Here is a 20,840-nt window from a genome sequence, read left to right on the forward strand (position 1 = left end):
GGCCTGCGTGGGGGGCAGAGCCCCCCGGCGCCATCGGACAGGACGTGCCCGGGAAGGCTGTTCAGGGGGGCGGCTGGATCCGTTGCTAAGATCCGCGGCCCAGAGCCGGTACTTGTCAGCAGCGACGGGCCCCCGCGCCTCAGGCCGGCCGAAGAGCGGCGGTCACGTAGTTCACGCTCAGGTCCCGGTCGCTGATCTTCCACTGCCAGGACACCGGGTTGAAGACATAGCCCTTGCGGTCCACCGGCTCCATGCCGGCCTTGCGGATCAGCCCGTAAAGCTCATCCGGCGTGATGAACTTCTGCCAGTCATGGGTGCCCTTGGGCAGCCAGCGCATGACCCATTCCGCTCCGACGATCGCCATGGCGAAGCTCTTGGGGTTGCGGTTGATGGTGGAACACAGGTGCAGCCCGCCGGGCTTGAGCAGGTCATGGCAGGCGGTCAGGTAGGCCTGCGGATCCGCGACATGTTCCACGACCTCCATGTTGAGCACCACGTCGAAGGACTCGCCGTCAGCCGCCATGCCCTCTGCGGTGCCATGGCGGTAATCGATCTCAAGACCGGATTGCTCTGCATGGATGCGGGCGACGGGCAGGTTGCCGGCGGCGGCATCCACCCCCACCACCGTGGCCCCCAGCCGCGCCATGGGTTCGCACAGCAAGCCCCCGCCACAGCCGATATCCAGGATGCGCAGCCCCACGAAGGGGGTCTTGGAGGACAGGTCGCGATCGAACTCCGCCGCGATCTGGCGCGTGATGTAATCCAGCCGCACCGGGTTCATCATGTGCAGCGGTTTGAACTTGCCGGTGGGGTCCCACCATTCGGCGGCCATGGCCTCGAACTTGGCAACCTCGGCCGGATCGATGGTGTTTATGTCGGTTTGCATTCCGCGCTCCTTGCAGTCATGGTGCCCAGTGCCTGTAAGCCGGACCTGTCACATGCGGGGCCCGGTGGACAAGAGGCCGGCACGCTCCGGTCCAAGATATAGGGACGGCGATGGACAAAAACTCGGGCCAAAAGAGCGCAGGGCAAGTCTTGTTTCCCCCGATCGACCCTTTCGATCAGCGGATGCTGGAGGCCGGCGAGGGGCACAGCATCTACGTCGAACAGACCGGCAACCCCGATGGTATCCCCGTCGTGGTGCTGCACGGCGGCCCCGGAGGCGGCTGTTCCCCGGCCATGCGGCGTTATTTCGATCCCGAGCGGTTTCGCGTCATCCTTTTCGATCAGCGGGGCTGCGGGCGTTCGCGTCCCCATGCCTCCGTCACGGACAATACCACCTGGCACCTAGTCCGCGATATAGAACTTATCCGCCAGACCCTGGGGATCGAGCGCTGGGTCGTCTTCGGCGGCAGCTGGGGCGCGACCCTGTCGATGGTCTATGCCCAGGAACACCCCGAACGGGTCACCCACCTGGTGCTGCGCGGCGTCTTCCTGATGACCACGCCGGAACTGCAATGGTTCTACGGCGGTGGCGCCGGGGCCTTCTGGCCCGAGGCCTGGGCCCGTTTCGCAGAGCCGATCCCGCAAGAGGAACGCGACGACATGATCGCGGCCTACCACCGCCGGCTGTTCAGCGGCGACCAGGTGGAAGAGGTGCGCTTTGCCAAGACCTGGTCGGCCTGGGAAAACGCCCTGGCCTCCATGCGCTCCGCCGGGTTCGGGGGCGATCCGCCCGGCCAGTACGCCCGCGCCTTCGCCCGGCTGGAGAACCACTATTTCACCAACCTCGGCTGGCTCGAGGAAGGGCAGATCCTGGCCCGCGTGCCGCGCATCGCCCATATTCCCGGCCATATCGTCCAGGGCCGCTACGACATGATCTGCCCGCCGCGCACCGCCTGGGCGCTCTCCCAGGCCTGGGCCAATTCAGAGCTGCACATGATCGGGGACGCGGGCCATGCGCTGTCCGAGCCCGGGATCTCTGCCAAGCTGGTGGAGATCATGTGCGGCATCGCCGCCGCGGAAGACTGACGGCAGATCACGGTGCCAAATTACGGGCGCCAGATCACGGGCACAGGCCCCATCGAGGGGCCCGCGCCCGTTGTCGGCTGCGCCTCCCGTCCCGGCGGCATGGCCCCGCACGGATTTTCAAACCTGCGCGATCCGCGCCCTCTTGCGCGCGACCGGATGGCCTTGGGCATTTACCGGTCCGGCTTGCCGAAAACAGCCCATTTCCGTGCGCCAGCGCACATTACCAAAGTCCTGCTCTCCCGTGCGCTGCGCACCGACGTGATACCGACGCGATACCGACACGAAACAGACGTGGCACAGACGCCGAAAAAGCCCCGTTTTCGCCCCTGCAAGGATGCACAGCCAAAGCCCCGCGCCGCCCCGCCCAGCCGCCGCGAAGCACCCCCGGCCCCACCGCCAGCGGGCCTGGCAAAGGGTCGGCAAGCCCCCCTTGCCCCCGGGCGCACAACCGGCAAACGACGACCCCCCTTGCGATTCGCTGCAACCCGGCGTATATGCCCTTCAACAGCGGCGCGTCGGCTCCTCGGGAACCGAAGCCCCACCGGAATATCGACGGGCCGCGCGCCCGTTTTTTTGTGCCCGGAGTCCCCATGGACCTCATCGCCAAGACCGCCATTGACCGCCGCCTCGCGGAGATCGTCACCCCTGTCATCGAAGACATGGGGTTCGAGCTTGTCCGCATCAGGCTGCTGGGCGGCAACAGTAACACCAAGACGCTCCAGATCATGGCCGAACGCGCCGAGGGCGGTATTGAAGTCGACGAATGCGCCGACATCTCCAATGCCGTCTCCGCCGTTCTGGACGTGGAGGATCCCGTCACCGATCCCTACAACCTCGAGGTTTCCTCGCCCGGTATCGACAGGCCTTTGACACGGCTGAAGGATTTCGACACCTACGAGGGCTACGATGCCCGGATCGAAACCCAGGAACTGGTCGGTGGCCGCAAGCGCTTCAAGGGCGTGCTGGCCGGGGTCGAGGGGGGCGAGGTCCTGATCAACATCGAGGACCAGGGCGAAGACGTGACCGTCGGGCTGCACTTCGACTGGCTCGCCGATGCCAAGCTTGTCCTGACGGATGAGCTGATCAAGCAGATGCTGAAGGCCCGCAAGGATGCGGGCACACTGAACGAAGACCAATTTGACGAGATCGAGACCGATCCGGGTTCCGAGGAGAACTGAACAATGGCCATCACCTCAGCCAACCAGCTGGAACTGCTGCAGACTGCCGAAGCCGTCGCACGCGAAAAGATGATCGACCCCGGTCTCGTGGTCGAGGCGATGGAAGAAAGCCTCGCCCGGGCCGCCAAGTCGCGCTACGGCTCCGAAATGGACATCCGCGTGGCCATCGACCGCAAGACCGGTCGCGCCACCTTCACCCGCGTCCGCACCGTGGTCGAGGATGAAGAGCTTGAGAACTACCAGGCGGAGATGACCGTCAAGCAGGCCAAGCAATACATGGCCGACCCCCAGATCGGTGACACTTTCGTCGAGGAAGTGCCCCCCGTGGAAATGGGCCGGATCGCCGCCCAGTCCGCCAAGCAGGTCATCCTGCAGAAGGTCCGCGAAGCAGAGCGTGACCGTCAGTATGACGAATTCAAGGACCGCGCCGGCACCATCATCAACGGCGTCGTCAAGCGCGAGGAATACGGCAACGTCATCGTCGACGTGGGCCGTGGCGAAGCCATCCTGCGCCGCAACGAGAAGATCGGCCGCGAGGCATACCGCCCGAACGACCGCATCCGCTGCTACATCAAGGACGTGCGCCGCGAAGCCCGTGGCCCGCAGATCTTCCTGTCGCGCACCGCGCCGGAGTTCATGGCCGAACTGTTCAAGATGGAAGTGCCGGAGATCTACGACGGCATCATCGAGATCAAGGCCGTGGCCCGTGACCCCGGTTCGCGCGCCAAGATCGCCGTGATCAGCTACGACAACTCCATCGACCCCGTCGGCGCCTGCGTCGGTATGCGTGGCTCGCGTGTGCAGGCTGTCGTGAACGAGCTTCAGGGCGAAAAGATCGACATCATTCCCTGGTCCGAAGACGTGCCCACCTTCCTGGTGAACGCGCTGCAACCGGCTGAAGTCTCCAAGGTTGTCCTGGACGAGGAAGCAGAGCGGATCGAGGTCGTCGTGCCCGAAGAGCAGCTCTCGCTGGCCATCGGCCGCCGTGGTCAGAACGTGCGCCTGGCGTCCCAGCTGACCGCGCTCGACATCGACATCATGACCGAGGAAGAAGAGTCCGCACGTCGCCAGAAGGAATTCGAGAGCCGCACCAAGCTCTTCATGGACACGCTCGACGTGGACGAATTCTTCGCGCAACTGCTCGTTTCGGAAGGCTTCACCAACCTCGAGGAAGTGGCCTACGTCGAACAGGACGAGCTTCTGGTCATCGATGGCGTGGATTCCGATACGGCCGACGAACTGCAGGCGCGGGCCCGCGACTTCCTGGAAGCCCAGGCCAAGGCCGCGATCGAACATGCCCGTGAACTGGGTGCCGAAGACAGCCTTATTGACTTCGAGGGTCTCACACCCCAGATGGTAGAGGCACTCGCTGAGGATGGCGTCAAAACCCTTGAGGACTTCGCCACCTGCGCAGACTGGGAACTGGCCGGCGGCTGGACCACGGTCGACGGCGAGCGCGTCAAGGACGATGGCCTGCTCGAGAAATTCGACATGTCCCTCGAAGAGGCGCAGAATCTGATCATGACCGCCCGCGTCCTGCTTGGCTGGGTTGCTCCGGAAGAGCTTGAGCCCGAGGTCGAGGAAGCAGACGACGCTGACGGCGAGGAGGCCGAGGTCTAAGGGCCGCGGTCGGAGGCGCCGGGATGACGCGCGGTGGAAAAGACAAGGACCGCGAAGACGGTCCGGAACGCAAATGTATCGTGACGGGAGAGGTCGCGCCGAAAGGCGGCCTCGTCCGTTTCGTTGTCGGGCCTGATGGTTCCATCGTGCCGGACATTCTTGAGAAACTGCCCGGACGGGGCATCTGGGTCTCTGCCAGCCGCGAGGCGCTTGAGACCGCGGTGAAGAAGAAGCTCTTCACCAAGGCCGCCCGGACCAAGGTGACCGTGCCCGAGGATCTCCCCGGACTGGTCGAACAGCTTCTGGTGCGCCGGGTGACCGATCTCCTGGCGCTGGCCCGCAAATCCGGTGACGCGGTGGCAGGCTTCGAAAAGGTGAAGGACTGGCTGGGCAAGGATGAAGCCGACGTGCTGATCCAGGCCTCTGACGGATCGGGCCGGGGCAAGTCGAAACTGTCCACGCCATACATGGGCAGTTTCATCGGCTGGCTGACCGCGGATGAGCTGGGCTTGGCCTTTGGCCGGGAAACTGTCATACACGCCGCCTTAGGAACTGGCGGTTTGAGCAAACGTGTTGTAGAGGAGGCCGCAAGACTCAAGGGTCTGCGGGTCTGACGACGCAGAGGCGGGAGGGTCCCGCCCGAAAGGAAGAATGAGCCATATGAGCGATAGTGACGGCAAAAAGACATTGGGTGTACGTGGTGGCGGGTCCCGTCCGGGGAACGTGAAGCAGAGCTTCAGCCATGGCCGTACCAAGAATGTCGTGGTTGAGACCAAGCGCAAACGCGTTGTCGTGCCGAAGCAGGGCTCGGGCAAATCCGGTGGCGGCACCGTGGGGGATCCCTCCCGCCGCCCGGCCGGTATCACCGATTCCGAGATGGAGCGCCGCCTGAAGGCCGTGCAGGCCGCCAAGGCCCGTGAGGTCGAAGAGACCGCGCAGCGCGAACGCGAAGAGCGTCAGCGCGAAGAAGAGCGTATGCGCCGCCGTGAAGAGGCGGAGCAGAAGGAACGCGAACAGCGCGAAGCGGAAGAAAAAGCCAAGGCCAAGGCCGAGGAAGAAGAGCGCAAGCGTCGTGAGGAAGCAGAGGCCGCCAAGCGTGCCGCTGCCCAGGCTGCTGCTCCGGCTGCTGCCGTTGCCGAAGAGGCCCCCGCTGCGCGCGGCCCCGGCAAGGCGGCTCCGAAAGCCAAGCCCGGCCCCGAACGCGCCAACGATCGTGATGATCGCTCCGGGCGCAAGAACCGCAGCGACGATGGTCGCCGTTCCGGGAAACTGACGCTAAATCAAGCACTTAACGGTGGTGAAGGCGGTCGTCAGAAATCCATGGCCGCGATGAAGCGGAAGCAGGAGCGTGCGCGCCAGAAAGCGATGGGCGGCCCCGTCCAGCGTGAAAAGGTCGTGCGTGACGTGCAGGTCCCTGACGCGATCACCGTGGGCGAACTGGCCAACCGTATGGCCGAACGTTCCGCTGACGTGGTCAAGGCGCTCATGAACATGGGCATGATGGTCACGCAGAACCAGACCATCGACCAGGACACCGCTGAAGTCATCGTCGAGGAATTTGGCCACCGCATGGTCCGCGTCTCTGACGCCGACGTGGAAGACGTGATCAAGAGCGCCGAAGACAGCGCCGATCAACTGAAGCCGCGTCCCCCGGTCGTCACGATCATGGGCCACGTCGACCACGGCAAGACCTCTCTGCTGGATGCGATCCGCAAGACCAAGGTCGTCTCCGGCGAAGCCGGCGGCATCACCCAGCACATCGGCGCCTACCAGGTGACGACGGACAGCGGCGCTGTCCTGAGCTTCCTGGATACGCCCGGCCACGCGGCCTTCACCTCCATGCGCTCCCGTGGTGCACAGGTGACGGACATCGTGGTGCTGGTTGTCGCGGCCGATGATTCGGTCATGCCGCAGACCATCGAAGCCATCAACCACGCGAAAGCGGCCGGCGTGCCGATGATCGTGGCGATCAACAAGATCGACCGCCCGGCCGCCATGCCCGACAAGGTGCGCGCAGAGCTTCTGCAGCACGAAGTCGTCGTGGAGAAGATGTCCGGTGAAGTGCAGGACGTGGAAGTTTCTGCGATCAACGGCACCGGCCTGGATGAACTGCTGGAAGCCATTGCGCTGCAGGCAGAGATCCTGGAACTGAAAGCCAACCCCGATCGTGCCGCCGAAGGTGCCGTGATCGAGGCGCAGCTTGACGTAGGTCGCGGCCCCGTTGCCACGGTTCTGGTCCAACGCGGTACGCTGCGCCAGGGCGACATCTTCGTCGTGGGCGAGCAGTACGGCAAGGTCCGTGCGCTGGTGAACGACAAGGGCGAACGCGTTCAGGAAGCTGGCCCCTCGGTTCCCGTGGAGGTCCTTGGCCTCAACGGTACGCCGGAAGCCGGTGACGTTCTGAACGTCGTGGAAACCGATGCCCAGGCCCGCGAGATCGCGGAGTACCGTTCCAACCTGGCGCGTGAGAAACGCGCGGCAGCAGGTGCGGCAACGACGCTTGAACAGCTGATGGCCAAGGCCAAGGAAGACAAGAACGTCACGGAGCTGCCGATCATCGTCAAGGCGGACGTGCAGGGTTCTGCGGAAGCCATCGTTCAGGCGATGGAAAAGATCGGCAACGACGAGGTCCGTGTGCGGGTTCTGCACTCCGGTGTGGGCGCGATCACGGAAAGCGACATCGGCCTGGCAGAAGCCTCCGGTGCACCGGTCTTCGGCTTCAACGTCCGGGCCAACGCGCCGGCACGTAACAGCGCCAACCAGAAGGGCGTGGAGATCCGGTATTACTCGGTGATCTATGACCTGGTGGATGACGTGAAAGCCGCGGCCTCCGGTCTGTTGTCCAACGAGATCCGTGAGCACTTCATCGGCTATGCCAACATCAAGGAGGTCTTCAAGGTCTCCAACGTGGGCAAGGTCGCGGGCTGCCTGGTCACCGAAGGTGTGGCACGCCGCTCCGCCGGTGTTCGCCTGCTGCGCGACGATGTCGTGATCCACGAAGGTACGCTGAAGACCCTCAAGCGCTTCAAGGACGAGGTTGCCGAAGTGCAATCCGGCCAGGAATGCGGCATGGCCTTCGAGAACTACGAAGATATCCGCCCCGGCGATGTCATCGAGATCTTCGAACGCGAAGAGGTCACCCGGACGCTCTGATCCGGTCAGTGAAATTGCGAAAGGCCCGGCCATAGTGCCGGGCCTTTTCGTTTGGGGCTGAACGATCTGGCGTGGGGGCAAAGAAAAAGGGCAGCCAAGGCTGCCCCGTTCCCGATTGATCTGGCCCGATTGAGATCAGGCTGCGGCGGTCTGGTTTACCGGCGACCCGGCAAAAAGTTTCTGACCGACACGAACTTCAACTTTTCCGTTCGGGAGCGCACGCACGAACGTGCCCTGAACGGAAACACAGGTACCAAGAGTGATGGTCTTAAGCATGTCGCGCTTCCCCAATGACTGACTGTCTTCAAATATATCCGAGGATTCGTTAACAGAGCATCCAAAAATTACGCTTTCTTCATATTTACGATACGTAAATCGCATAAATACCCGCCGCGCTGCAGAAACCGCGCTGCGGCACAGCAAAAATGCTTGCGTCAAAAATTGGTATACACGCGAAAAATTGGCCATTGATTAGGCAGTTGCCCAATCTTTGTGGATTTCTCAAGGAAATAACCCTGCGGATCCGTATGGGCCGAACCGTTCCCTAATCGCTGGAATCCCAACGGCTTGCGAAGTGATTCGGCCTTACAGCCAGTCGCGGAGGATGGGGATCAGGGGAATATCTGCCGGCGGCATGGGGTAATCACGCAGATCGGCCGGGCGCACCCACTTCAGCACCTGGCCCTCTTGCGCCTGGGGAATGCCCTCCCAGCGGCGGCAGGCGAAGAGCGGCATGAGCAGGTGGAAGTCATCGTAGCCATGGCTGGCGAAGGTCAGCGGCGCGAGGCAGGAGTTCCAGGTCTCGATCCCCAGCTCCTCGTGCAGCTCGCGCACCAGGGCGGTTTCCGGGCTTTCGCCCGGTTCCACCTTGCCGCCGGGAAACTCCCACAGGCCGGCCATGGATTTGCCTTCAGGCCGCTGTGCCAGAAGCACCCGCCCGTCCACGTCGATCAGCGCAACCGCCGAAACCAGCAGAACCTTCACGAGCGGTAATCCGCGTTGATGGAGATGTAGCCATGGGTCAGGTCGCAGGTCCAGACGGTGGCGGTGCCCCCGCCAAGGCCCAGGTCGACAGAGATGTTGATCTCTTGTTCCTTCATGACGGCCGCGCCCTGTTCCTCGCGGTAGTCGGGCGAGACCCAGCCATTCTCGGCCACAAGGATATCGCCGAACCGGATGGTCAGCAGGTCACGATCCGCCGCCGCGCCGCTCTTGCCGATGGCCATGACGACGCGCCCCCAGTTGGGATCCTCGCCAGCGATGGCGGTCTTGATCAGCGGGGAATTGGCGATGGCCATGGCATGGGTGCGCGCGTCCGCATCGGAGGCCGCGCCTGAGACATGGACCTCTACGAACTTGGTGGCACCTTCGCCGTCCTTCACCACCTGGTGGCTCAGGTCCAGCATTACGCCGCGCAGGGCCTCGATAAAGGCGGTGCTTTCCGCCGTGACCTCGACCCCGGAAGCGCCCGTGGCACCCATCAGCAGCGTGTCGGAGGTCGATGTATCGCTGTCCACCGTGATGCAGTTGAAAGTCACGTCAGTCAGTGCGCTCAGCATGGCCTGCAGGGCGCTGCGTTCCACCTTCGCATCGGTGAAGATATAGACCAGCATCGTCGCCATGTCGGGCGCGATCATGCCGGACCCCTTGGCAATCCCAGCGATCTTCACCGTGCCGCCCGGAAGCTCCACCGTGGCGGAAGCGCCCTTGGGGAAGGTGTCCGTTGTCATGATGGCCAGCGCGGCCTCTTCGATCTTGCCGCCGTCCTGCGCCGCGATCAGCTCATCGACCTTGGCGATGATCCGGTCGTGGGGCAGTCTTTCGCCGATCACGCCAGTAGAGCTGGTGAAGACGCGGGTGGCGGGCAGGCCGGTGGCACCTGCCACGGCCTCGCAGATGGCAGAGACCGAGCCGTCGCCGGCTCGGCCTGTGAAGGCATTGGAATTGCCCGAGTTCACGATGATGGCCGCGCCTTCCGAGGCGTCGCCCCCGACTTTCGCCTGGCAGTCCAGCACGTTGGCGGACCGGGTCTTGGACCGGGTGAAAACCCCCGCGACGCTGCTTCCTGCATCAAGCATCGCCAGCATGACGTCACGTCGTCCCTGGTAGCGTACCCCGGCCTCGGCGGTGGCGAAACGCACACCGTCGATCACGGGAAGGTCAGGAAAGGCGGCGGGCGCCAAGGGGGATGTCGGGATCTTGCCGGCCATCAGTGGGTCACTCCAACATGGTCATGGTGTCGAGCACGGAGGGATCGATCGCCTCGGCACCGGATTTGTCCACATCACCATTTGCAGCGAGCTCGTCAATATATTCAGAGGTCACCTGCTCCTGAAGTTGGGCGCGCAGTTCCTCCGCGACATCTTCGAATGCCGGGGCCTGCTTGCGGGTGTCCATCAGCTTGATGACATGCCAGCCGAAGTTGGATTGGACCGGCTCAGAGATTTCGCCGGGCTCCAGGGCGCGCATGGCTTCGTCGAAGGGCTGAACCGTCATGCCTTCGGTCATCCAGCCCAGATCGCCGCCGTTCGGGGCGCTCGGACCGGTGGAATTGTCACGCGCCAGCTTGGCGAAGTCTGTACCGGCTTGATACTGCTCGATAATATCCTTCGCCTCTTCCTCAGTTTCCACAAGGATATGGGCGGCGTTGTATTCTTCCTGGGGCTCGTAGCCATCGCCGTATTGGTCGTTGTATGCCTGTTTCAGCATGTCTTCGGTGATGGTGTTTTCCAGGTGATGGGACAGCGACACGGCTGCCATCAGGGACCGCTGGGAGTTCTCCAGGGTCACCGCGACAGAGGGCGGGACCTCTCCGTCATAAGCCTGTTGCAGAAGCTCCTGGTTCACCAGCTGGTCAAGGAGACCGGGGAAAAGGACGCCCACGGGCATCTGAGCATATTGCTCCGGCAGGGAGGCCCGTGCAGCGATCAGGTTGCCGACCGTGATTTCCGTGTCGCCGACGGTCGCAAGCACGGTGCCCACGTCGACATCGGCCGGGGCCTCTGCGGTTGTTTCGGCGGGTGCGTTGGTCTGGTCCTGGGCAAAGGCAGCGACAGGCAGGGCGGCCGCGACAAGCGCGACACGAGCAAGACGATGCAACATTGATTTTCCTTCCCTTGGCCGCGTTGGGGCGCGGCGTTGACACTTCAGGGTACGCCCACTACATCGCCTTATGGCAAAGGGCCGGGCGGCCCGTTCGGGCCCTGTCTACGGGTCTTGGACCCTCCGCACAAGCTGGCCTGACTCACGATGGCGTCACAAAGCGGAAAGTAGAGCATGCTGGGTATCGGAACACTCGCCAAGAAGGTCTTCGGGACCCCGAACGACCGTAAAGTCAAGGCGACCCGGCCTTTGGTCGAGAAGATCAACGAACTGGAACAGGAGTTCCAGGCGCTCTCTGACGAGGGTCTTCGGGACAAGACGGAAGAGTTCCGCAAGCGCGTGGCAGAGGGCGAAAGCCTTGATGCTATCTTGCCGGAAGCATTCGCAAATTGCCGCGAAGGCGCACGCCGGGCCCTTGGTCTGCGCGCGTTTGACGTGCAGCTGCTGGGCGGGATTTTCCTGCACCAGGGCAACATCGCGGAAATGAAGACGGGTGAGGGCAAGACCCTTGTCGCCACCTTCCCCGCCTACCTCAACGCGCTCTCCGGCAAGGGCGTGCACGTGGTCACCGTGAACGATTACCTGGCCAAGCGGGACGCCGAATGGATGTCCAAGGTCTACGGTTTCCTGGGTCTCAGCACCGGTGTCGTGCACCCCGGCCAGGGCGACGCGGAAAAGCGCGCGGCCTACCAGTGCGACGTCACCTATGCCACCAACAACGAGCTGGGCTTCGACTACCTGCGCGACAACATGAAGTCCGAACTCACGGACCTCTACCAGCGTGAGCACAACTTCGCGATCGTGGATGAGGTCGACTCGATCCTGATCGACGAAGCCCGGACCCCGCTGATCATCTCCGGTCCCGCGCAGGACCGATCAGAGCTTTATACCGCCATCGACAAGCTGATCCCCGAACTGGGCGACGATTGCTTCACGACGGATGAGAAGCAGCGCTCCGTGACCTTCACCGAAGAGGGCAACGAGAAGCTGGAAGAGCTGCTGCATGCCGCCGGTCTGCTGGAAGAGGGCCAGACCCTTTATGACCCGGAAAGCACCACCATCGTGCACCACGTCAACCAGGGCCTCCGCGCGCACAAGCTGTTCCTGAAGGACCAGCATTACATCGTCCGCAACGACGAAGTTGTACTGATCGACGAATTCACCGGGCGCATGATGGCCGGTCGCCGCCTGTCCGAAGGCCTGCACCAGGCCATCGAGGCCAAGGAAGGCGTGAAGATCCAGCCGGAAAACGTGACGCTGGCGCAGGTGACCTTCCAGAACTACTTCCGTCTCTATAACCGCCTGGGCGGCATGACCGGCACTGCGATGACCGAGGCCGAGGAATTCGCAGAGATCTACGGGCTGGGTGTCGTGGAGATCCCCACCAACCGTCCCATCGCCCGGATCGACGAAGACGATGCGATCTACCGGACCCAGCGTGAGAAATACGATGCCATCGTGGAAGAGATCCGCGAAGCGCACGACAAGGGCCAGCCGGTACTCGTGGGGACAACCTCAATCGAGAAATCCGAACAGCTCAGCCAGCTTCTGACCTCGGCAAAGCTGCCGCACAACGTTCTGAACGCCCGCCACCACGAGCAGGAAGCGCAGATCGTCGGCGATGCCGGCAAGCTGGGCGCGATCACCATCGCGACCAACATGGCCGGCCGCGGGACGGACATCAAACTGGGCGGCAACGTCGAGTTCAAGGTAATGGATGCACTGGCCGCCGACCCGGAGGCCAACCCCGATGAACTGCGCGCCCGGATCGAGGCAGAGCACGAGAAGGACGAGCAGGCCGTCAAGGACGCCGGCGGTCTTTTCGTCCTGGCCACCGAACGCCATGAAAGCCGCCGGATCGACAACCAGCTGCGGGGCCGTTCGGGCCGCCAGGGGGATCCGGGGCGCTCCAGTTTCTTCCTGAGCCTGGAAGACGACCTGATGCGCATCTTCGGCTCTGAACGGCTGGACAAGGTCCTGTCCGGTCTGGGCATGAAAGAGGGCGAGGCCATCGTTCACCCCTGGGTGAACAAGTCGCTTGAACGCGCCCAGGCCAAGGTCGAAGGCCGCAACTTCGACATGCGCAAGAACGTGCTGAAATTCGACGACGTGATGAATGACCAGCGGAAACTGGTCTTCTCCCAACGTCGTGAGATCATGGAAGCCGAAGAGATCGCGGAGATCGCGCAGGACATGCGCTACGAGGTGATCCAGGACCTGGTCACCAAGCATATTCCGCCGAAAACCTATGCCGATCAGTGGGATACCGAAGGCCTGCAAGAGGCTTGCCGGGAAACGCTGGGCATCGATGTGCCGGTCGTGGACTGGGCGGCGGAAGAGGGCGTCGATGATGAGACCATCATCGAACGGCTCGAAACCGCCAGCGATGAGGCCATGGCGCGCAAGGCGTCCGCCTTCGGCCCTGAGAACATGCGCACCATCGAAAAGCAGATCCTTCTGCAAAGTATCGATGGCAAATGGCGTGAACACCTTCTGACGCTGGAGCACCTGCGCTCCGTCGTGGGCTTCCGGGGCTATGCGCAGCGCGATCCGCTGAACGAATACAAGAACGAGGCCTTCGCGCTGTTCGAATCCATGCTGGATTCCCTGCGCCAGGACGTGACGCAGACACTGGCCCGTGTCCGCCCGATGACCGAAGAAGAGCGCAACGCCCAGCTTCAGGCCCTTCAGGACCGGATGCAGCAGGAACAGGCGGAAGTTGATGCCGCTTATCACCGTGCCGAAGGCGATGCGCCTGGGCCGGAAGGGGCACTCGAGGGCTTCGATGAGAACGATCCGGCGACCTGGGGCAACCCGGGGCGGAACTCTCTCTGCCCCTGCGGGTCGGGCAAGAAGTTCAAGCATTGTCACGGCGCCATCGCCTGATGTGATGGCAACTTGCTTGGCGGCGGTGGCGGTGCATTGCCGCCCCGCGCGTGCCGGGTTGTAAATCCCTCTGCAGCCGCCAAGACTTGCTGCGGAAGGATCTGACGGGGGCATTCATGTGGTATCTTCGTGCGGCACTGGGTGCCGCACTCTCTTTCTTCTGTGCCACGATTGCCCTTGCGCAGGACGTGACGCTGACCTCCCGCGACGGGTCGGTCGAGGTGGCGGGAAACCTGCTGGGGTTCGATGGTGAATTCTACCGGGTGGTTACGGACTTTGGCGTCCTTACGCTGGATGGCTCAGGCGTGCTTTGTGACGGCCCGGGCTGTCCGAACCTAGAGGATTTCGTGGCGCAGCTGACCATCTCGGGGGCGGCGACCATCGGAACGGTGCTCATGCCCGCGCTGGTCGAAGGCTTTGCGCTGCGCCATGGCTACGGGATCGAGCGCAGCGACCTGTCGGACCAGGAGGTGCTTTATGCACTCAGCGATTCCGAACGGCGCATCGGGGCTTTCACGATCCGCAGCTCCGACACCGATGACGGGTTTCTTGACCTCCTGAATGAGGAAACGGACCTGGTCATGGCCCAGCGGGAGATCCGTGGCGCAGAGCTTCTGGCGGCGCGGCAGGCGGGCTTGGGGGATCTGAACCGGCCTGGCCGTCAAAGGGTTCTGGCGTTGGACGCCGTGGTGCCCATTGTCTGGCCCGGCAACCGGGTCGAACAGATCACCATGCCGCAGTTGGCTGGATTGCTGATCGGGCAGATCACCAACTGGCAAGAGCTGGGCGGCCCGGATGCGCCCATTGCCGTTCATATGCGCAGCCTGTCCTCCGGCCTTGGGCAATCGGTGCAGGACAAGTTCCTGGGCCCGGACCAGAGCATCGCCGAAGGCGTCATCCAGCATGACAGCGATACGGAGCTTCTGCGCGCGGTGCTTGACGATCCATTCGCCATCGGTCTGGCCAGTTCCAGCAGCGTGGGCTCTGCTGTCGGGCTTGGGATCGGCGGGGAATGCGGCTTTGCCCTGACTGCCAGCCGCCGCAATGCCAAGACAGAGGATTACCCCCTGACCGCGCCGCTGTTCCTGTATCAGCCGGCGCGCCGTCTGCCCAAGCTGGCGCGGGAGTTTCTGGCCTATACGGCCTCCCCCCAGGCGCAATACGTGATCCGTCGCGCCGGTTTCACGGACCAGCTGCCCGAAGAGGTCCCGATCACGGATCAGGGGGATCGCTTTGCCAATGCCATCGCCCGCGCCGGGGAAGAGGTGAGCCTGCCCCAGCTTCAGGAAATGGTAGAGACCCTGCGCCCCATGAAGCGCCTGACATTGTCCTTCCGTTTCGCGCCGGGCTCCATCCAGCTGGATGCACAGTCGCGCTCCAACATTCGCCTGCTTGCCGAGGCGCTGGAAAGCGGCCTTTACGATGGGCGAGAGGTCCTGCTTGCCGGGTTCTCCGACGGGGCCGGAACTGCCGAGGTCAACAGGGATATCTCTGCCCGCCGCGCACAGGCGGTGGAGCGGGCCCTTCTGGCGACCATGCAGACCTTCGATTCCGCCCGGATCACGCTGGGGACCACCGCCTTTGGTGAGGCGATGCCGATGGCCTGCGATGACAGTGAATGGGGCCGCGGCGTGAACCGCAGGGTCGAGGTCTGGGTGCGCTAGGGGGCTTTCCCGCCCATTGCCTGAGTAAGCTCCGTTGCGATCCGCGTTACCACCTCTGCACAGCGCAGGACCTTCTCCGGTGTCATCCGTGCTGCCAGCCCAGAGACGGAAATCGCGCAGGCTGGTTCCCCTTCCGGTCCCCAGACCACGGCCGCGACGCAACGCAGGCCGATCACGTATTCCTCGTCATCCAATGCCCAGCCCTGCTGGCGGATGCGCGCCATCTCTGCCTGGACGGCCTCTGGCCGGGTCAGGCTATGGGCCGTGGCCGCGCGGAAACCGTGGCGGCGGATCATGCGATCCACGTCCTCGTCGGACCGTGTGGCCAGGATCGCCTTGCCCATGCCGGAGCACAGCACAGGAACGCGTCCGCCCGGGGGAGAGATCGCGCGCATGATCTCCCGGCTCTCTGCCTGCGAGATGGTGATGACCTCTCCGTCCTCGATGACGCCAAGGTTCGCGGTTTCGCGGGTGGCGTCGCGCAGGCGGCGCAGGAAGGGCACGGCCGGGGCCACCAGGTTGCGCGACAGGACGTAGGCCGCGCCAACCGCATGGGCCTTGCGCCCCACGTGCCAGGTCCCGGTGGCGGCGTCGCATTGCAGGAAACCGCGTTGCTCCAGCGTGGTCAGCAGGCGGTGCGTGGTAGAGGGTGCCAGCCCGGCGCGCCGCGCGACCTCTGACAAGCGCAGGCCATCTGCCTCTGCCGCGACAAGCTCCAGCAGGCGCAGGGCTCTGTCCACCGATTGCACGACCTGCCCATCCGACACCGCCACCCCTTTCCACTTTACGCGTTTCCATTTTGCGGAGTCACCTTTCCACATCGTGGAAATCCATGCAAATGGCGGTCGCCAGGCCTGGGTAAGCGGATATAGTGCGGGCAACAGAATGATGAGAGTTGCCATGACCCAATACGTGACCCGCGCCGGTCTTTCGGTTGCACAAGAGCTGGCCGCGCTGGTGGAAGAACAGGTCCTGCCCGGCCTCGACATCACGGCAGAGGCCTTCTGGGGCGGTTTCGCCCGCCTGCTCAGCACCCTTGCGCCGGAAAACCTGAGGCTGCTGGAAGTCCGTGAGACCATGCAGGCAGAGATCGACGCCTGGCTCACTGCCCGCAAGGGCCAGCCCTGGGATGCGGAGGCCTATCGCGCTTTCCTGGAAAAGATCGGTTACATCGTGCCCGAGGGCCCGGATTTCCAGATCGGCACCGAATCCGTCGACCCGGAGATCGCCACCATCGCGGGGCCGCAGCTTGTGGTGCCGGTGATGAACGCCCGTTTCGCGCTGAACGCCGCCAACGCTCGCTGGGGCTCTCTCTATGACGCGCTTTACGGTACTGATGCCATCCCCGGCGCGCCGGAGGGCAAGGGATATGACCAAGCCCGCGGCAAGCAGGTGATGGCCTGGGCCGCGGAGTTCCTAGACCTGGCCGTGCCGCTGAAAAGCGCCAGCCATGCCGAGGTGACCGCCTACCGCCGCGAGGGCGAGGCGCTGGTGGCCGAAGTCGATGGGGCCCTCCATGGCTTCAAGACTCCGTCGGTCTTCGTGGGCTACACGGAAGAGGGCGATACGGCTTCTTACCTGTTGCAGCAAAACGGGCTGCACATCGTTCTGGAAATCGACCCCTCCCACCCGGTCGGCCGGGACAGTGCCTCTGGCCTGCGGGATGTACGCATGGAAGCGGCCCTGACCGCGATCCAGGATTGCGAGGATTCCGTTGCCGCCGTGGACGCCCAGGACAAGACTGAGGTCTATGCCAACTGGCTGGGCCTGATGAAAGGCGACCTGACGGAGACCTTCGAAAAGGGCGGCCAGTCGATGACCCGCTGCCTGACCCCCGACGTGACCTTCACGGCCCCCGGTGGGGAAGAGATCACCCTGCAGGGCCGGTCCCTTCAGCTGGTGCGCAACGTCGGTCACCTCATGACCACCGATGCGGTGCTGTTCGAGGGCGAAGAAGTGCCCGAAGGGATGCTGGATGCCCTGGTGACCGTTGCCTGCGCGATGCATGATCTGAAAAAGACCGAAGGCCCGCGCAATTCCCGCTGCGGTTCCGTCTACGTGGTGAAGCCCAAGATGCACGGCCCCGAGGAAGTGGCCTTTGCAGAGGCGCTCTATGCCGGGGTGGAGGACATCCTCAAGCTGCCGCGCAACACCGTGAAGCTGGGCGTCATGGACGAGGAACGCCGGACGTCCGTGAACCTCAAGGAATGCATCCGGGCCGTGAAAGACCGGCTGGTCTTCATCAACACCGGCTTCCTCGATCGCACCGGGGACGAGATCCATACCTCCATGCAGGCCGGGGCCTTCATTCCCAAGGGCGAGATGAAAGATGCCGCCTGGCTGACGGCCTATGAGAACGGCAACGTGGATACCGGCCTTGCGCTTGGCCTCAAGGGCAAGGCGCAGATCGGCAAGGGCATGTGGGCCAAGCCCGATGTCATGTCGGAAATGCTGGTGGCCAAGCTTGGTCATCCGATGGCCGGCGCCAACACGGCATGGGTGCCTTCGCCCACCGCGGCCGTGCTGCACGCGACCCATTATCACGAGGTCGACGTGCACGCCCGCCAGGAAGAGCTGAAATCCCGTGCCAAGGCCAGCCTGGACGATCTGCTGACCCCGCCGCTTCTGTCCGGTCGCAACCTGACAGAGGAGGAGGTCGCCAACGATCTGGACAACAATTGCCAGGGCATCCTGGGCTATGTCGTCCGCTGGATCGACCAGGGTGTGGGCTGCTCCAAGGTGCCGGACATTCACGATGTGGGCCTGATGGAAGACCGGGCGACGCTGCGGATCTCCTCTCAGTACCTTGCGAACTGGCTGCTGCACGGGCTGGTGACGCGCGAACAGGTGGAAGACGCCCTGCGCCGCATGGCGGTGAAGGTCGATGGCCAGAACGCCGGCGATCCAAGCTACAGGCCGATGGCGCCCGACTTCGACGGTGTGGCCTTCAAGGCTGCGCATGACCTGATCTTCAAGGGGATTGCCCAGCCATCGGGGTACACGGAGCCGCTGCTTCATGCGCGCCGCCGGGAAGCAAAGGCACTGAACCGCTGAAGACGGTGCAACGGCTGGACAATGCGGATGCGCAGGTCCTCAAAGGGGGCGGAAGCCGGGCTTTCCGCCTTCCCGCCACCCCGTGATCAAAGGTAGCCGTCCGAGCGGAAGCTGAGCTCGCGCGATTTGCCGATGATGATATGATCATGCAGGACGAGGCCGAGCGCATGCGCTGCGGCCTCGATCTGGTGCGTCATGTCGATATCCGCCTGTGAGGGTGTGGGATCGCCCGATGGGTGGTTGTGCACCAGGATCATGGCAGAGGCGTTGACCTGCAGCGCCCGTTTCATGACCTCTCTGGGGTAGACAGGCACGTGATCGATCGTGCCTTCGCCCTGTTCCTCGTCCGCGATCAGAACGTTGCGGCGGTCCAGGTAGAGAACCCGGAACTGCTCTGTCTCACGGTGGGACATGGCGGTGTGGCAGTAATCCAGCAGAGCATCCCATGAGGACAGTACCTGCCGGTCCATGACCTTGGCCCGCGCAAGACGGCGCGCGGCGGCTTCGATCAGCTTCAATTCGCAGACGATGGCATCCCCGACTTCTTCGACCTCCCGCAGGCGGTCGGGCGGGGCGGTGAGCACGCCGTTGAAATCCCCGAACCGGTCCAACAGGCGCCTTGCCAGGGGCTTCATGTCCCGGCGGGCGTTGGCCCGGAACAGTACCAGCTCAAGCATCTCGTAGTCGGGCAGGGCTGTCGCGCCGCCCTGCATGAAGCGGTCCCGCAGGCGCTTGCGGTGGTCGCGGATGTAGGATGGCAGGCGCCCCTGCGGTAGCGGTTCTTCCGGTGCCTCGTCAGCGCCGAAGAGAGACAGGGGGATTTCGCGGAAACCATCGTTCATCCGGCAAGGATGGGATGTCCAGGTTAGCAGACGGTTAACGCGGTTAAGGCGCAATCCGTCGAGTCGGGCACACCGCCAAAAGAAAGGGGCGACCCGAAGGCCGCCCCTGATGGTCTGAAGATGATCAAAAACCGGAACACCGGGACCCGATCACCATGTCATCCCTTCATCGAATCCCAGAAGTTCTTCACCGACTTGAAGAAGCCTTCGCTTTCGGGGTTGTTCTCTTCCGAGAGATCCTCGAACTCGCGCAGGAGCTCCTTCTGGCGCCCGGTAAGGTTTACCGGGGTTTCAACGGCCAGCTCGATGAACATGTCGCCGGAGCCACCGCCGCGCAGGGCCGGCATGCCCTTGCCACGCAGGCGCATCTGGCGGCCGGACTGGCTGCCTTCGGGGATCTTCACCCGGCTGCGGCCACCGTCGATCGTGGGCACTTCGATGTCGCCGCCAAGTGCCGCCGCCGTCATGGAAACAGGCACACGACAGAAGAGGTTCACACCTTCGCGCTCGAAGATCGGATGGGCTGCGACCTCTATGAAGATATAGAGATCGCCGGAGGGACCGCCGCGCATCCCGGCTTCGCCTGCGCCGGAATGGCGGATGCGGGTGCCGGTTTCAACGCCTGCGGGGATGTTCACCGAAAGCGAGCGTTCCCGTTCCACACGGCCCTGGCCATGGCATTCGGAACACGGGTTCTTGATGATCTGCCCAAGGCCCGAACAGGTGGGGCAGGTGCGCTCCACCGTGAAGAAACCCTGCTGAGCGCGAACCTTGCCCATACCCGAACAGGTCGGGCAGGTCGTCGGTTCGGCCCCGCCCTCGGCACCGGAGCCTTCACATTTCGTGCAGGTCACGGAGGTGGGGATGTTGATGGATTTCTTGAGACCGGAGTAGGCCTCTTCCAGCGTCACGCGCATGTTGTAGCGCAGGTCTGCGCCGCGGGTCGCACGCTGGCGACCACCCGGTTGCCGGCCGCCCATGAAATCGCCGAAGAGGTCGTCGAACACGTCCGAGAAGGCAGAGGCGAAATCGCCCTGGCCACCAGCACCGGGGCGCGGGCCACCACCGCCCATGCCGCCTTCAAAGGCCGCATGGCCGTAGCGGTCATAGGCCGCCTTCTTGTCGCCGTCCTTCAGGACTTCGTAAGCCTCGTTGGCTTCCTTGAACTGCTCTTCGGCTTTCGGATTGTCGGCGTTCCGGTCGGGATGCAGCTCTTTAGCCTTCTTGCGATAGGCTTTCTTGATCTCCTCCGCGCTGGCCCCCTTCTGGAGGCCGAGAACGTCGTAGTAATCGCGTTTTGCCACGTCTGGTCACCCTTCCTTGGAACGTGAAGGCCGGCCCGCCCGATGGGAGGACCGGCCCCAGAGGTT

The 20,840-nt window shown here is 63.7% G+C and carries 16 protein-coding genes; 8 read left to right on the forward strand and 8 right to left on the reverse strand.

The features are described 5' to 3' along the window. Positions 1 to 139: 139 nt before the first annotated feature. Positions 140 to 886 carry a bifunctional 2-polyprenyl-6-hydroxyphenol methylase/3-demethylubiquinol 3-O-methyltransferase UbiG gene (gene ubiG / locus HCZ97_RS13090; RefSeq protein ID WP_167689163.1) on the reverse strand — a complete coding sequence of 249 codons (747 nt, stop codon included), beginning with the start codon at positions 884 to 886 and terminating at the stop codon, positions 140 to 142. Between the two features lie 110 nt (positions 887 to 996). Between ubiG and pip the strand changes: the two genes are divergently transcribed. The 5 genes from pip to infB all read left to right on the forward strand — a co-directional run bounded on the left by pip (position 997) and on the right by infB (position 7,922). Continuing rightward, positions 997 to 1,971: a prolyl aminopeptidase gene (gene pip, locus HCZ97_RS13095; RefSeq protein ID WP_167689164.1), complete on the forward strand. Its 975-nt coding sequence runs from the start codon at positions 997 to 999 to the stop codon at positions 1,969 to 1,971. A gap of 590 nt (positions 1,972 to 2,561) precedes the next feature. After that, on the forward strand, positions 2,562 to 3,149 hold the full coding sequence (rimP, locus tag HCZ97_RS13100) for a ribosome maturation factor RimP (RefSeq protein WP_254871519.1): 588 nt from the start codon (positions 2,562 to 2,564) through the stop codon (positions 3,147 to 3,149). A gap of 3 nt (positions 3,150 to 3,152) precedes the next feature. Beyond that, a complete protein-coding gene (nusA, locus tag HCZ97_RS13105) occupies positions 3,153 to 4,769 on the forward strand; it encodes a transcription termination factor NusA (RefSeq protein WP_167689166.1) in 1,617 nt (538 codons plus the stop codon). A gap of 23 nt (positions 4,770 to 4,792) precedes the next feature. Further along, positions 4,793 to 5,383, forward strand: coding sequence for an RNA-binding protein (locus HCZ97_RS13110; RefSeq protein WP_167689167.1), 591 nt, complete (start codon positions 4,793 to 4,795; stop codon positions 5,381 to 5,383). A 46-nt stretch (positions 5,384 to 5,429) separates the two neighbouring features. Further along, entirely contained in the window at positions 5,430 to 7,922 is a 2,493-nt protein-coding gene (infB, locus tag HCZ97_RS13115; protein WP_167689168.1) for a translation initiation factor IF-2, read from the forward strand. Between the two features lie 135 nt (positions 7,923 to 8,057). Here infB and HCZ97_RS20470 read toward each other — a convergent pair whose 3' ends face one another. From HCZ97_RS20470 to HCZ97_RS13135, 4 genes are all read right to left on the reverse strand, one after another. Then, positions 8,058 to 8,390, reverse strand: coding sequence for a hypothetical protein (locus HCZ97_RS20470; protein WP_217701785.1), 333 nt, complete (start codon positions 8,388 to 8,390; stop codon positions 8,058 to 8,060). A 117-nt stretch (positions 8,391 to 8,507) separates the two neighbouring features. Further along, positions 8,508 to 8,906: a (deoxy)nucleoside triphosphate pyrophosphohydrolase gene (locus tag HCZ97_RS13125; protein WP_167689170.1), complete on the reverse strand. Its 399-nt coding sequence runs from the start codon at positions 8,904 to 8,906 to the stop codon at positions 8,508 to 8,510. Continuing rightward, complete coding sequence (gene argJ / locus HCZ97_RS13130; RefSeq protein ID WP_167689171.1) at positions 8,903 to 10,132, reverse strand: bifunctional glutamate N-acetyltransferase/amino-acid acetyltransferase ArgJ; 1,230 nt, start codon at positions 10,130 to 10,132, stop codon at positions 8,903 to 8,905. Before argJ ends, HCZ97_RS13125 begins: the two co-directional genes overlap by 4 nt. A 7-nt stretch (positions 10,133 to 10,139) precedes the next feature. Beyond that, on the reverse strand, positions 10,140 to 11,024 hold the full coding sequence (locus HCZ97_RS13135) for a peptidylprolyl isomerase (RefSeq protein WP_167689172.1): 885 nt from the start codon (positions 11,022 to 11,024) through the stop codon (positions 10,140 to 10,142). A 174-nt stretch (positions 11,025 to 11,198) separates the two neighbouring features. On the opposite strand from HCZ97_RS13135, the gene secA reads away from it, so the two are divergent. Both secA and HCZ97_RS13145 read left to right on the forward strand, forming a co-directional pair. After that, the gene (gene secA / locus HCZ97_RS13140; RefSeq protein WP_167689173.1) at positions 11,199 to 13,910 is read left to right on the forward strand and encodes a preprotein translocase subunit SecA; all 2,712 of its coding nucleotides are present in this window, start codon (positions 11,199 to 11,201) and stop codon (positions 13,908 to 13,910) included. Between the two features lie 116 nt (positions 13,911 to 14,026). Then, positions 14,027 to 15,574: a phosphate ABC transporter substrate-binding/OmpA family protein gene (locus tag HCZ97_RS13145; protein WP_167689174.1), complete on the forward strand. Its 1,548-nt coding sequence runs from the start codon at positions 14,027 to 14,029 to the stop codon at positions 15,572 to 15,574. On the opposite strand, the gene HCZ97_RS13150 is transcribed toward HCZ97_RS13145, so the two are convergent. After that, entirely contained in the window at positions 15,571 to 16,341 is a 771-nt protein-coding gene (locus HCZ97_RS13150; protein WP_368484374.1) for an IclR family transcriptional regulator, read from the reverse strand. The two genes, HCZ97_RS13145 and HCZ97_RS13150, sit on opposite strands and share 4 nt — an antisense overlap. Positions 16,342 to 16,474: 133 nt before the next feature. On the opposite strand from HCZ97_RS13150, the gene HCZ97_RS13155 reads away from it, so the two are divergent. Next, the gene (locus HCZ97_RS13155) at positions 16,475 to 18,628 is read left to right on the forward strand and encodes a malate synthase G (protein WP_167689176.1); all 2,154 of its coding nucleotides are present in this window, start codon (positions 16,475 to 16,477) and stop codon (positions 18,626 to 18,628) included. 86 nt (positions 18,629 to 18,714) lie between these two features. Here the strand turns inward: HCZ97_RS13155 and radC are convergent, their stop codons facing one another. Together radC and dnaJ are read right to left on the reverse strand one after the other, a co-directional pair. Then, a complete protein-coding gene (radC, locus tag HCZ97_RS13160; RefSeq protein ID WP_167689177.1) occupies positions 18,715 to 19,470 on the reverse strand; it encodes a DNA repair protein RadC in 756 nt (251 codons plus the stop codon). A 158-nt stretch (positions 19,471 to 19,628) separates the two neighbouring features. After that, a complete protein-coding gene (dnaJ, locus tag HCZ97_RS13165; RefSeq protein WP_167689178.1) occupies positions 19,629 to 20,774 on the reverse strand; it encodes a molecular chaperone DnaJ in 1,146 nt (381 codons plus the stop codon). Positions 20,775 to 20,840: the final 66 nt, after the last annotated feature.

The sequence above is a fragment of the Pseudooceanicola sp. HF7 genome, from assembly GCF_011806405.1.
In the GTDB taxonomy this organism is placed as follows: domain Bacteria; phylum Pseudomonadota; class Alphaproteobacteria; order Rhodobacterales; family Rhodobacteraceae; genus Pseudooceanicola.